At 60.5% G+C, this 12,645-nt stretch carries 12 protein-coding genes; 6 read left to right on the top strand and 6 right to left on the bottom strand.

Annotated elements, in window-relative coordinates; all coding sequences use genetic code 11:
• Positions 1-120: 120 nt before the first annotated feature.
• Positions 121-1,611 carry a recombinase family protein gene (locus V8201_RS13440; protein WP_271299056.1) on the top strand — a complete coding sequence of 497 codons (1,491 nt, stop codon included), beginning with the start codon at positions 121-123 and terminating at the stop codon, positions 1,609-1,611.
• A gap of 40 nt (positions 1,612-1,651) precedes the next feature.
• On the opposite strand, the gene V8201_RS19045 is transcribed toward V8201_RS13440, so the two are convergent.
• A complete protein-coding gene (locus V8201_RS19045) occupies positions 1,652-1,972 on the bottom strand; it encodes a helix-turn-helix domain-containing protein (protein ID WP_373276482.1) in 321 nt (106 codons plus the stop codon).
• 194 nt (positions 1,973-2,166) lie between these two features.
• Here V8201_RS19045 and V8201_RS13435 point away from each other — a divergent pair, with 194 nt between their 5' ends.
• From V8201_RS13435 to V8201_RS13420, 4 genes are all read left to right on the top strand, one after another.
• The gene (locus V8201_RS13435) at positions 2,167-3,147 is read left to right on the top strand and encodes an aldo/keto reductase (protein ID WP_271299057.1); all 981 of its coding nucleotides are present in this window, start codon (positions 2,167-2,169) and stop codon (positions 3,145-3,147) included.
• A gap of 155 nt (positions 3,148-3,302) precedes the next feature.
• Complete coding sequence (locus V8201_RS13430; RefSeq protein WP_271299058.1) at positions 3,303-5,300, top strand: pilus assembly protein; 1,998 nt, start codon at positions 3,303-3,305, stop codon at positions 5,298-5,300.
• Positions 5,297-5,893 carry a TadE/TadG family type IV pilus assembly protein gene (locus V8201_RS13425; protein WP_271299059.1) on the top strand — a complete coding sequence of 199 codons (597 nt, stop codon included), beginning with the start codon at positions 5,297-5,299 and terminating at the stop codon, positions 5,891-5,893. Before V8201_RS13430 ends, V8201_RS13425 begins: the two co-directional genes overlap by 4 nt.
• The gene (locus V8201_RS13420; protein WP_037535354.1) at positions 5,890-6,543 is read left to right on the top strand and encodes a TadE/TadG family type IV pilus assembly protein; all 654 of its coding nucleotides are present in this window, start codon (positions 5,890-5,892) and stop codon (positions 6,541-6,543) included. Before V8201_RS13425 ends, V8201_RS13420 begins: the two co-directional genes overlap by 4 nt.
• Positions 6,544-6,997: 454 nt before the next feature.
• On the opposite strand, the gene V8201_RS13415 is transcribed toward V8201_RS13420, so the two are convergent.
• From V8201_RS13415 to V8201_RS13400, 4 genes are all read right to left on the bottom strand, one after another.
• Positions 6,998-7,717 (bottom strand): hypothetical protein, encoded by a 720-nt coding sequence (locus V8201_RS13415; protein ID WP_271299846.1) that lies wholly within the window; start codon positions 7,715-7,717, stop codon positions 6,998-7,000.
• An 80-nt stretch (positions 7,718-7,797) separates the two neighbouring features.
• Positions 7,798-8,676 carry a hypothetical protein gene (locus V8201_RS13410; protein WP_271299845.1) on the bottom strand — a complete coding sequence of 293 codons (879 nt, stop codon included), beginning with the start codon at positions 8,674-8,676 and terminating at the stop codon, positions 7,798-7,800.
• Positions 8,673-9,581 carry a hypothetical protein gene (locus V8201_RS13405; protein ID WP_271299844.1) on the bottom strand — a complete coding sequence of 303 codons (909 nt, stop codon included), beginning with the start codon at positions 9,579-9,581 and terminating at the stop codon, positions 8,673-8,675. Before V8201_RS13405 ends, V8201_RS13410 begins: the two co-directional genes overlap by 4 nt.
• A gap of 14 nt (positions 9,582-9,595) precedes the next feature.
• On the bottom strand, positions 9,596-9,850 hold the full coding sequence (locus V8201_RS13400) for a hypothetical protein (RefSeq protein ID WP_271299843.1): 255 nt from the start codon (positions 9,848-9,850) through the stop codon (positions 9,596-9,598).
• Positions 9,851-10,079: 229 nt separating this feature from the next.
• Here V8201_RS13400 and V8201_RS13395 point away from each other — a divergent pair, with 229 nt between their 5' ends.
• Positions 10,080-10,628 (top strand): hypothetical protein, encoded by a 549-nt coding sequence (locus V8201_RS13395; RefSeq protein WP_336545604.1) that lies wholly within the window; start codon positions 10,080-10,082, stop codon positions 10,626-10,628.
• Between the two features lie 323 nt (positions 10,629-10,951).
• Here V8201_RS13395 and V8201_RS13390 read toward each other — a convergent pair whose 3' ends face one another.
• On the bottom strand, positions 10,952-12,325 hold the full coding sequence (locus V8201_RS13390) for a tyrosine-type recombinase/integrase (protein WP_271299841.1): 1,374 nt from the start codon (positions 12,323-12,325) through the stop codon (positions 10,952-10,954).
• Positions 12,326-12,645: the final 320 nt, after the last annotated feature.

The following is a 12,645-nucleotide window of genomic DNA, read 5'->3' as shown; positions in this document are numbered from 1 at the left end:
TTGCTTCACCTGCGCTCATGCGCGACAACACCCGTCGGTCTCTGGTCGCAGCTGGATGAAAGACAGGGGTCACGTCAGTCCTAATGCTACGGTATGGGCTCATCTAATGCTTGGTCTACCATGACAATCGTCGCCTACTCGTATCAGCGTTTCAGCAGCCTGGATCAGATTGGAGGGGACAGCCTTACTCGTCAGTCCACTCTTGCCGAGTCGTATGCGCGTGATCATGAGCTGGAGCTGGATAACCGCCTTACCATTCGTGATCTCGGTGTATCAGGCTATCGAGGTCAAAATGCCGTTCACGGCGAGCTAGGCCATTTCCTGACTGCCGTGCGGAATGGCCGGATCGCACCCGGCAGCTACCTGTTGATTGAGAGCCTTGATCGCCTCAGTCGATCGAATATCTTGCAGGCGCAGAACCTGCTCACCGAGTTGATCCTCGCCAAGATCAACGTCGTCTCGCTGGTCGACAATCGGACCTATTCAGAAGCATCGCTAACCGCCGATCCTCTCGCGTTGATTTTTGCCCTGATTGTCTTCATCCGCGCCAACGAGGAAAGCTCGCTGAAGTCGTTCCGAGCGAAGCAGGCCTGGATCCGAAAGCGTGACAGCGCCGGCACCCAGGTCATGACGAGCCGGGTGCCAGACTGGCTCATCGTCTGTAAGGCAACAGGACAGATCGTAGCGCGATCCGAACGCGCAGAGGTTCTCTCGACCATTTTCCAATTGGCCTTGGATGGCCGATCTCCATTCGAGATTGCGGATCACCTCAATGCGCGAGGCGTCTGCAGATGGCGGGGGTCGCAGCCGTGGACACGGCCGACCGTGTCGACGCTATTGCGGAATAGACGGGTGACGGGCGTTCTCCCGTTGTACATCGCGACGCACGATAATGGAGAGACTAGCAGGCGTCCGATTAAGCTTCTTGCGGACTACTTCCCGCGGCTGATCGAACCAGAAGCCTTCCTCAAGGTGCAGGCTCTGGCGAGCACGAGAAGGCGCGGAGGGAACGCGGCTAAACTCAACGTCTTTGCCAACATGCTGTTTTGCGCCGGTTGCGGCGCACCGGTACGACACCATTCATATGGTGAGTATGGCCGTGCCATTTTAGCATGCGACGGAGCTCGCATACTTCATGGATGCAACGCATCCGGCTTTGACTACGACGCCTTCGAGATCATCACCAAGAAGCAGCTTAGCCGATGGATTCACGACGACCTTCCATGGCACCAAGTTTCCGACCCCAATCAACACGTGTTCCGAGCCGTACAAGAACTATCGGACCTTCAAAGCAGCCTTTCGCCCAGATCGCCCGGGGGTGCAAAGCGACGAGCAGGCGCCACCTTCTATGCCGAGGTGGCAAAACTAGAAGATCAGATAGACGACCTTATTTTCAATGAACATGGATTCAACGCTAAGGCCGTGAAGCTCACATCGAAACTGGCAGCCTACCTGGACGAGGAAATCTACGAAAATACCGTGCGGGTGAAATGCAACATGCTGCTGAGGCAGCTCGGCGCACGCCTCGTCGTTGACTTCGATACGGGATGGGTAGGCTTGTCTCACAACAAGGGCTTTGAACGCTCGTGGAGCATGGAAGAAAACCCTTGACGATCCATCATTGCAGCCGGCTTAGGTCTACATTCCGTAACTAGGCGATTGCTTTGACAGCTTCAGTATAACGTGAAATTCGATTGGCAGCGTCCTGTTCCAGCCTGATAAATGAGACACGTTTATCGGCATGACCACCGCGCCGCTCGATGAATCCATACGACTCGAGTACAGCAAGCCGTCGCAGTACCGTCGTTCGTGGCTCACTCGAATGGGCGCATATAGCGCCGACGTTTACCGGGCTGGCCTGCCTTGAGAAAAGATAGAGCAAAATGCTCCAGGCCCCGCCATCGTTGGCGATTTCTGGAAGAAGCCTATCCCGCTCCGCGTGACGCCGCAGCTCTAGCTCCACTTCTGCCATAGCGGCACGCATATCAGATGAGCAAATCATCACACTTATGTGTCATAATCCGACATAGATTGAAAGGGCATGACGCTCGTGGAATCAGGCTGTCACTGGCATCCCGTGAGCACGCTCATCGCTCCTCGCGATGGGTTTGAGCCGTAATCACGCGCTGTTCGTTCAGACGGAAAACCAGATGAGTGAGGCAAACTATGGACTACATCAAGCTGGGCAACACCGGCCTCGACGTATCACCTCTGTGCCTCGGCTGCATGACCTACGGCATCCCGGATCGTGGCAATCACGCCTGGACACTTGATGAGGAAGCAAGTCGTCCGATCCTGCGCCAGGCGGTGGAAGCAGGCATCAACTTCTTCGATACGGCAAACGTCTATTCGGACGGGACGTCGGAGGAGATCGTCGGACGCGCGCTCAAGGATTTCACTCGCCGCGATGACGTCGTGATCGCGACCAAGGTTCATGGCCGCATGCGTCCTGGTCCGAACGGTGCAGGGCTTAGCCGCAAGGCGATCATGACCGAAATCGACGCCAGCCTTACTCGGCTCGGGACCGACTATGTGGACCTCTACCAAATCCACCGCTTCGATCATGAGGTTCCTATCGAAGAGACGCTGGAGGCACTGCACGACGTCGTTAAAGCAGGAAAAGCCCGTTACATCGGCGCATCGTCGATGTTCGCTTGGCAGTTTGCAACGATGCTCCATGTGGCAGAGGCGAACGGCTGGACGCGCTTCTCGACGATGCAGAACTACGTCAACCTGCTCTACCGCGAGGAAGAGCGCGAAATGCTGCCTTTGTGCGCTGCAGAGGGGATCGGCGTGATCCCGTGGAGTCCACTTGCGCGAGGGCGACTAACCCGTGATTGGGACGCAGCTACCGAACGGTCAAACACCGACGAATTTGGTCGGACGCTATACGCCGCGACTGTTGAGGCTGATCGCAAAGTGGTTGAGACGGTATCCGTCATTGCCGCCGAACGCGGCGTTCCCCGCGCGCAGGTTGCACTGGCCTGGGTGCTTGCCAAGCAGGAAGTCTCGGCGCCAATTATCGGGGCATCCAAGCCGACCCATCTGACTGACGCGCTAGCAGCCCTCGACCTGACCTTATCAGATGCAGAAATCGGGAGGCTGGAGGCACCTTACATACCCCATGCGGTGGTCGGCTTCTCGTGATTGCAGTGAAGACCCAAAGCAATGGCTTTGTGAAGCGTGGCCCCCGCCTCGTCGTATGATGAAGATCACGCCGATACGGCCTAATTATTAACCAATCTGAGTTAGTTCCGCTTCAAGCCATACCGAGCAACTCACCGGATGGCCAACGGGGCACTATGGCTATTGGCTCAATACACCTGCTCAGCCGCATCGCACGTGACGAGCGCGGCAATGTCATGATCCTTTCGGCTTTAGGTATGTCATTGCTACTGGCAATGGGTGGTGGTGCGCTGGATCTAAGTCGCATTTACCTGATCAAGACACGAATGCAGCAAGGCTGCGACGCTGGTGTGCTTGCCTATCGTAAGTCGATGCAAGGTACGAACGTCGTACCAACGACGTATCCTACGGCGCTGGCTTATTTCAACGCTAACTTTTCTCCGGGCCGATACGGATCGTTCAACACGCAGTTCCCACAGCCCAGCGTTGATGCGAATGTCGTCGTTCACGGCACCGCTTCAACTTCGGTGCCGATGGCGATCATGCAGATCTTCGGCGTCAGGCAGGTCAATCTCGTCAGCAAATGCGATGCGCAGCTACAGTTACCCAACACCGACGTCATGTTCGTACTTGATACGACCGGCTCGATGACGGACACAAATCCTGGCGACTCGGCTAACAAGATCACCGGACTGCGCAATGCCGTTCTCAATTTCTACAACACGCTTGAGCAAGCGAAGATCGCCGGTACGCAAGTCCGGTATGGCTTTGTGCCGTATTCCAATACAGTCAACGTCGGGTTGCTTTTGCGGCGCGAGTGGATGGTGGACAATTGGACCTACCAGTCTCGCCAGTTCGATCGTCAACAGCAAACCCAGACGGGTACGCAGGGAGCGACGACCACAAGCTATTCGGCTTGGTCTCCTTCGATCACGCCAACCACATCCACTAGCTATGGTGACCCTGAAAACTGCACGGCCCCCGCGAATACAGCTACCAGCACCAATACCTCCAGCTCTGCATGGGACCCGTCCGCCTCCGCGGTTCCACGCTCACGAACCAATTACAGAACCTATGGGGGCGACACCTATTCGGCTTCGGTTAACAGTGGTGGACAATGCGTCATCACGAAGAATAGCTATGCCAGCACACAGCAGCAACAGACCCAGACTGTCTCTAATAATCCAAACGCCGGCCAGCCAGTTTATACAACCTACAACTATTTCTGGTATCGCCCGGTTAGCTACAGCGTAGCCACATTCAAGGGTTCGGCCAGCACCGGACTCATGGCAGGCGCCTCCAATGTGTCGATGGCTAACGTCAACGCACCGTCTGGAACAGACACCGTCGGCAGCGACCAGAAAGTGTCTTGGACTGCATCGAACGCCTGCATCGAGGAACGGAAGACACTGCGGCCCTACGAAACCGGCACAGCCTGGGACATGGATGTCGACAGCAAACCTGATCCGTCCAACCCTGACACGCAGTGGCGCCCGTTCCTCCCAGCGCTCGTCTTCGCGCGTCAGGTCTCGAACTATAACACCAGCACGCCGACAGGCTGGAACGTCAACGCGGTCAATACGACTGCGGGCTATACCCTCCTTTCGAGTTACACGACTAGCCGCGCCGCCTGCCCTAGCGCGGCGCGCAAACTGCAGAGCAAGGAAGCGGGCCTCACCGCTAGTGTGGTGCAATCGTACTTGAACGCGTTGCTGACGCGCGGCGATACCTATCACGACATCGGCTTCCTCTGGGGACTTCGACTGATCTCCAAGGAAGGCATCTTCGGCAGCGAGAACACCGCCGCTCCGGATGGCAGCTCGATCGCCCGCAACATCATTTTTATGACCGACGGTGATACCGAGTCGCACATTCAGGACTATGATGCCTACGGCTTGTCGGCGCTCGACCGACGCCGCACCGATACCGGCTCTCTACCGAACGACAACGATCAGAATACGATCGTCGAGGACCGGCTGACCAAATATTGCGGCATCGCCAAAAACCAGAAGGGCATTACCGTCTGGGTGATCGCCTTCGGCACCACCCTCACCCCGCTGCTTAAGAATTGCGCATCGACGGGGCGGGCTTTCCAGGCCAACAACACCCAGCAGCTCAACGACACCTTTGCTGAAATCGCGGCGAAGATCGCACAACTGAGGCTGACCCGATGACGATGCCGCTTCTAAAGCGACTGGCTCGATCGACGCGCGGAGCAACCCTGGTCGAGTTCGCGATCGTCACGCCCCTACTGCTTCTGCTGCTCCTCGGTGGCCTTGAGACATGCCACACCATGTACGTTCGATCGGCGCTTGTCGGATCTCTGCAGAAGGCCGCGCGCGACCTCAGTCTTGAGGGCGCGAGTTCATCGGTAAGGGTTAATGCGATCACCGCGAGCGTCACGGACGCAGTCCACCAGATCATGCCAGCGGCCAACGTCAGCCTCGTCGCTAAGAGCTATCATGACTACAGCAACGCAGCAAATCCTGCCGAAGAATATAACGATGCGGATCATGACGGTCGATGCGACCACGGAGAGGCCTTTGTCGACAGCAATCGGAATGGCAACTGGGACGTCGACGGGTCAGTGACCGGAAGAGGCGGCGCGCGAGACGTTGTCTTGTTGGTTGCTACGGCGAGCTACAATCGCCTTGGTCTGACCGCCCTTCTTCCGTCAGCACCGCAGACGGTGCTGACGGCTAAAACACTCATCCGCAATCAGCCGAACGATCAGCAAGCCGATCCCCCTACAGGATACTGCTCATGACCGTATCTTCGATGCTCCTAAAGCACATCAGGCAGGATACGCGCGGCCTCGCGCTGATGGAATTCGCGCTGTGCCTGCCGCTGCTGATCATAGGATCGCTGTGGCTGCTCGAATTCGGCAACTATTGCATCGTTCGCCAGCAGATCAGCCAACTAGCGCTGCAAATTTCAGACAATGCGGCACGCATCGGCACGCAAAATTCGGTGCAAACAGAGATCGATGAAAAGCAGATCAACGACCTCTTCGTCGGTGCCGGGTTGCAGAGCGGCCCGCTTAACCTAGCACGCAATGGACGGGTGATCCTGACGAGCTTAGAAGTCGACGCCGACCAACCGCGCGGTCAGTACCTACATTGGCAGCGCTGCTATGGTATGCTCACCTATCCCTCGACCTATGGCAAACAGGGTGACGGAAAGGGCAATTTGACGGTCACGGGCATGGGACCTGCCAATGCCCGCATCGTAGCAGGATCGAGTGCTCCAGCTATGTTCGTCGAGATAGCCTACCAGTATCAGCCGATTATCTCTGCGCGGTTTGCGCCCCCACCTTTGATGCATGAGATTGCTGCAATGATGGTGCGCGACAATCGCGATACCTCTGATCCGGGCGTCAATCCCGTCAATGGAGTCACCGCTTCCACGTGCAACTAGCGATACATACGAGACGGCCAGTCAGGCGCCCTCCCCACCTTCAGTTGAGCCTCCGCCTCTCATGATTGCCGGCCGGGAACCGTCGGTCTGCCGTTCGTCACGCGCAAAAGATCGAGCCACTTGCCCTACCACTAAACGAATGTCCGATCGCGCCGGGCGCCAGCCGAAAGCGGACGAGCCGTTATCTACCACCGGCAGGCATTTGGCCCCCCGCCCCGAAGGACGAATACGTCCACTTCTCGCGATCGCCATCCCAAAGCGGACTGGCGACATTTCACCATCGACGGGCATTTGAGGCCCCTCCCCCGCCACCTGAACGAATGGCCGCTATGTCGTGATCACCGCCGAAAAGCGGACGGGCCGGTTTCCACCCAATCCCTCCCAGCGCGAAAAGTGTAACCCTACCAAAGCGTCCATCCGTCGATAGCGTTATGAGATTCAAAGCGTCCGACCTCTAACCGGGCATATCAAGGTTGCAGATGCTCGATGACATCAATGTGAGCAGATGCTGCGTCAACGCATCTGCACCCTTGTTGTAGGCGATGGCCGCCCAGTCGTCCCAACGATGAACCCGCTGCGCCAGCCAGCCGTAGAAGTCGTCCCGGTGCTCGGGGTCGGCGAAGCCCAAGGACCAGAAGGTTCGCCGCAGCGGCATGCGGCCCTCCGTGCTGAGACCGGTCAGTGTCACCATGTGAGATCGTCCAACCGTCTTGCGCGCAAAGCCGGTGGGTCTCGCAGCAGACTCCCGTTCGAACGACTGCAGCATCGCCTCGCGCAGCTCCTCAGGGCCGCCGTGGTGAGCCCTGCGGACGGCATCCACCACTTCGGACATACGCAACTCCGCCCATGCGGGGTCGGCGGTCGCCGAGAGCATAAGGCGCACCTGCAGCCCCTCCTCGGTCAGAAGCGGATTCAGGGGGTTTCCTCGACCATCGACGTCTGCAAGGCCGATGGACACGATCCAGCATATGTAGAAGCGCCAGAACAGCATGTCGCCGGAGAACAGCTCGTGTCTCCCCTCGGAACGCTGGTCAGTTCCGCGTTCGATGGTGGACAGGACGCGCAACAGCAGTTCCTGCTGCTCGGGCACAAAGTGGATGGACGGAAAGCCGAGACGCCCGACCCAAAACGCCTCCCGGACGCTGCGCCAGCTTCCGCCCTGGCCGTCCTCCACGCGGTAGCCGATCTGGGTCAGCCAATGCCCCCATGGAAGTGGCTGATTCCTACCGCTGTTCGGACCGCGATTAGGCGACGTCACGCGCCCTTGCTCACATCGAGACCCAGCGGCGGCGGCGACGGCGCCCCCCTTCGTGTCGGCATAGGCGCGCCGTCGGCGATCGCCTTCAGCTGACGCGCCAGATGCTCGATCTCCCGACATACGTAGTCGTCATCGCGGTACGTCGCTCCGATCTCGGAACCGGAAAACCGCTTGCTGGCGTCGGAATCGTTGGGAACGACGTCGTAGACCTTGTCGCAGGTGAACCCGAGCCACCAGGCGTCTTCGTGCACCCGGTAGTCGGTCGCGTACACGGTAGCCTCCGGCGTCTGGAATCGTCCGGGCGGATGGCATATCCTTCGCGCTTCGGCACCCAAGCGGCGTGATGCCGAAGGACCATGCTGGCAGGCCTTGCCGTAGGTGATGCCGCCATGGACATCGATGTCCGTGGGCACTGCGCCCGCGGTGAAGCCGTAGAGAGGATGGGTAGGAGGCACGCCAACGTACCCGCCGAGAAATCCACCTGCTCCGGCACGCATCATGATGCACTCGAGCTGCGTCTCGGCGTCCAGCCATGCGACCTTGTCCGCCTCCCCGAGGCGCCGGGCAGGAGACGTCTCGTCGTCCGACCTGTAGAAAATCTCTTGAGCATCGATCGTCAGCCCGCTGGCCGTAACGTAAGCGCGGTTCGAAATGAGGATCGTCCCCTGATCCTGCTCGATCGTACCGCCGCTGCCACCGATGCGGGCGGCTGCCGACACGGACCGAAGGGCGGCGACGATCCGATCGTCGGTCGCGGCGCCGACGGGGACGAGTGCGGTCGACTTGGTGGCTTTGCGCGAAGCAGGCATCTCGTTCTCCGAGAATAATTGTCCAACGAATGGGAAATCCATGGTCGGCAGCGTCAGTTTGATCACGGGTGCCGGGCGCGAGCCCTTCGGACGATGGCAGCTGCCGCGACACCGAGCTCGTCCGGCCCTACCGCCGCCTCCACGAAGTCGTACGTGGCCGCGTCGAAGCCACGCAGCCTCGCGAACGCCATGAGGAGATGGCCCAGCCTCGGCTTGTCGGCGCTCGTCCCCAGGTTCGCCTTCCAGACGTCCACCGGCGAAGGGTCGGCGAGATAATCGACGAGCGCCTGCATTCTCTCGGAGGGCACGGCGTCCGCCGCGACGTCAACATCGGGCGCGAGGCTCAGCAGCGCCTCGGCACGGTCGAAGTACGGACCGTCATCCAGGAAATCACCCGCCGGGTGATCCGGCACGGCGGCGTCGTGAGATCGCGTCCAGCCGAACCTCGCCTCCAGGTCGGCAAAGGCGACACCCGGATCGCCGGTGTCGACCGCGGACACCAGTGCCGAGATCTGGTGGCTCATGTCCAAGCGGAGCCCGCTGCCCGCCGCATCCTGCCGACTGCCGACACGCGCCGCCACGATGTCCGCGGTGGCTGCGGACGCGAACCCATCCGGCATGAAGGTGACCACCGGACCTACCGAGGAAGGCGCCGCCGGAGGAAGCCGCAGCAGCCCCTGGTTCGATGCCGCACAGATCGCCGCGCGGCAGATTTCGGGCCAGGCACGCTCGACGATCGACACGGCGCTCCCCTGCGGCACCCATAGCGAATTGAGTTCGAAGACGGTCGCGAGGGCGATCGACCGGGCGAGATCGTAGCGAACTCGAACACCGGTTCCCGTCCGTATGTCGCGCGGGAAAGGCCTTAGCCGAAGCTTGCGGAACCTGATGCGAATGGACTCCGGGTCGGTGCCGCTGATCTCGGCGATCGTCCGCTCCAACGTGCCGTAGGGCAGAGCGAAGGCATCCACGCCGTTCCTCGCGGTCACGACAGCGTCTCCGGATATTCGGTCGTCGAACCGAACCGGCGGGAGGAGCGCCATTCATCGATGTCGTGCCGCCGGTACACGATGCCGCGGCGGCGAAAGAGCCGATGATAGTTCGGCCCTCCCCCCTCGAGACGCAGCTTCTTCAGATGGCCAGCGCTGCAGCCGATGTACGCGGCGGCGGCGCGGGTATCGAAGCACTCATCCGGGACGGTTGCGAAGCGATCGAAGTCGACGGTGGGAATGTCATGCATCTCCGTTCCTTTCGCGATCCGTTATAGATTCCTATGGTACACTAGTCAAGCCTTTGGTATCCAGCAGGCGACAATCGATAGGCGCAGCCCACGTGTCGGACCCAATTTGCAACTGGAGTGGAAGCCTCACGGCGGGGGTCAGCTTGGAAGCTCGTGCAGAGGGGAAAAAATTCCTCGCAGGCTTCCTGAACCATCGCGGCTCGGCCGCGAACTCGCCGGAAGGAATATCATGACCGACAAATTAGACTTTCAGGCCGTCAACGACGTGACGGTGGCCATCGAGTGCGAGATGGCCCTCGCCGGACGCCCGCATTCGAACGGCGACACGCTGTTCATGGGGGGAACGCTACCGACGATGGCCGACGAGGACGCGCTCGGGCAGTTCGCCTGCAGCAAGAACTACAAGATCGTCTATCCGTCGTTTGACGCCACCGACGGCGCCACGCTGCCGACGACGTTCCACGTCGCCGTCACCGATGGCCTCGCCCAGACGATCGTACTGCGAGGCGGACGCCTGTGGAAGCGGACCGATCGCAGCGCGGCGGTCCTGATGTTCGCCGACACCCGCCTCATGGTGTCGCTGAACGCGAAGGGTCGGCTCAAGGTCGCCCGCATGCCCGGCAACGTCGGCGAGCGAGGCTACGAGGCCGCCCTCACCGCCGTCGCGGCACGCGCCGCGATGAAGCCGGGCAACGTCCCCATCGTTGCTCCCGTCGGCGGTTTGATCACGGTGCTTGACATCAAAGCGTGGTCCGGGACCTTTGCCAAGGCCGCCTAGGGCCGCCTAGGCCGATGTCGCCCGGTGGCCTGCTGCCATCGGGCGACCGCCTAATGCGATGCGTGCTCCCGTCTAACATTTCCAAAAGATCGGGCGAGGTAATCAATTGTTAATAGATCACTGGCTACGGCGTAGCCGCGGGGCCGGGCCCGGCCTCCGCCTTTTCCCCTTCCCCCTCCGGAACATCTTCATGATGTCCAATCGGGACGGCGAAAGCGCACCGCTCGGCGGAGCGGTGTCGAATTCCAGCTCAGCATAGCTGGCCCAATATCGCACGACCGCCGTCCTTGCAGCCGTTCGGCGCCCCCCATGGACCCATCCGGCTAGACGGCAATTCCTGCCGTCGTCCGCCGCGTCCTAGACCTTCTTGCGGGATCCATGGCGATCACCGCACGGATGTTGCCGTTTGCCAACTCGAAAGCAGCAGTGGTGACGAGATCGCTCCAGCGCTGCAGGGCGTCGGCCTTCTCATCGAAATAGTCGTAGAGCTGGTAGATGCCACGAACCCCCGCCTGTCGGGTACCGACTTGGTTGAGGATAGCTTCCGTAACCTCCATCGGGACACCCATGGATTGGCACCCTGTGGCGAGCGAACGACGCAGGTCGTGCACCACCCAAGGCTGCAGAGCGGTGCCCAGCCTGAGTGCCGCCGGCGGATTGCCGGCCAGGACCGAGCCGATTTCCTCGTTCAACGCGATCTTCAGCTTGCTGTATCCGGCGATCGGGACGCGTCCATCGGTCGTGATCGCGGCTCCCGGCGTTGTCCCGTCCCCGCGCAAGACTTGCAGAACGGTCAGAGCCTGGTTGGAGAGAGGTACGACGTGATCGTTCTTGTTCTTGGTGCGCTCGGCCGGCAGCAACCATTCGCCGGAGTCGAAGTCGAGTTCCGCCCACTGGAGGCCCGCCACCTCCCGGAGACGCTGTCCGGTGAGGATTAGAAGACGGTAGAAGGAACGGAACGGGTCGGGGAGCTCACCAGCCGCCAGCCAGACCGTGGCCACTTCCAGAAGCGACAGCACCCGCTTGCGGCTCGGCTCGGCATGAGGGCGCCGGACACGGTCGAGCGGGGAATGCTCGACGATGCCGCGCTCGACGAACCAGTTGAACATCTGGCGCAGCCACTTGTGCATCTTGTTGGCCGCCGCCTTGCTGCGTTCACCGACGGCCTCCAGCGCCTCGGTCACCTTCGCCTTCGTGACCTCGTCCACCGTGCATCCCGCGAACGCAGGCTTGATGTCTCGCTCGAGCACGCCCTCGACGTCCTTGACGCTCCGTAGACCGTTGCCCTTCACATGGCGGTCGAACCAGCGATCGGCGAGCACGTCGAACATCCGTTCAGCGCGCCGATCGTCCTCCGCCGCCTTGGCCTGCTGGGCAGACGCGCGTTCGCCAGCGGGGTCCGAGCCGGATCTCACCGCAGTTAAGATTTCGAGGGCGCGTCTTCGCGCCTGCTCGGCCGTGAAGGGGGAGCCGTGCCGGCCGATCGTCACCTGCCGCTGCTTCTCGTCACGACCGCCGACCTGGTAGCGGAGCACGTATGTCCTGTCGCCGCCGCTGCTGACCCTGACGCCGAAGCCCTTCACCTCCGCGTCCCAGAGGACAGTCCGTCCGCCCGGCGGCGGGACCGCGAGAGCCTCCACGCTGGACTTCGTGATCCGCGTGACCGAACGTCTCGATACGCCGCGTTCGTCTGCCATCTCCGTCGATCCTCATCGAGCCGGATGACCAAAAAATCGGTCATGACCGGGTCACTCGCAGGAAGTAACCTGCGGCACCCACCGGGTACCTATGAGGCCTAATAAACCGCAGATTTCTGCCAGTTAACACCCGCTAGATACCAACAGGAACCTATGGAACCCATCGGGAATTTTCTTGGTAAGGCTGAGGTCGTGAGTTCAATCCTCACCGGCAGCACCATTTTTTCCGTGACAGATCACGGCGTGTAGCCGCCGCTAGAAGCGGGTTTGGCGGCGGGACTTCGCGCTGAGGCGTTGCGGTCGCGTCTTTCCATCTGCAA

It is taken from the genome of Sphingomonas kyungheensis (genome assembly GCF_037120395.1).
GTDB classification, from domain to species: Bacteria; Pseudomonadota; Alphaproteobacteria; order Sphingomonadales; family Sphingomonadaceae; genus Sphingomonas; species Sphingomonas kyungheensis.
The sequence above is the reverse complement of the archived record's forward strand: the minus strand, read 5'-3'. Positions and strand labels throughout refer to the sequence as shown.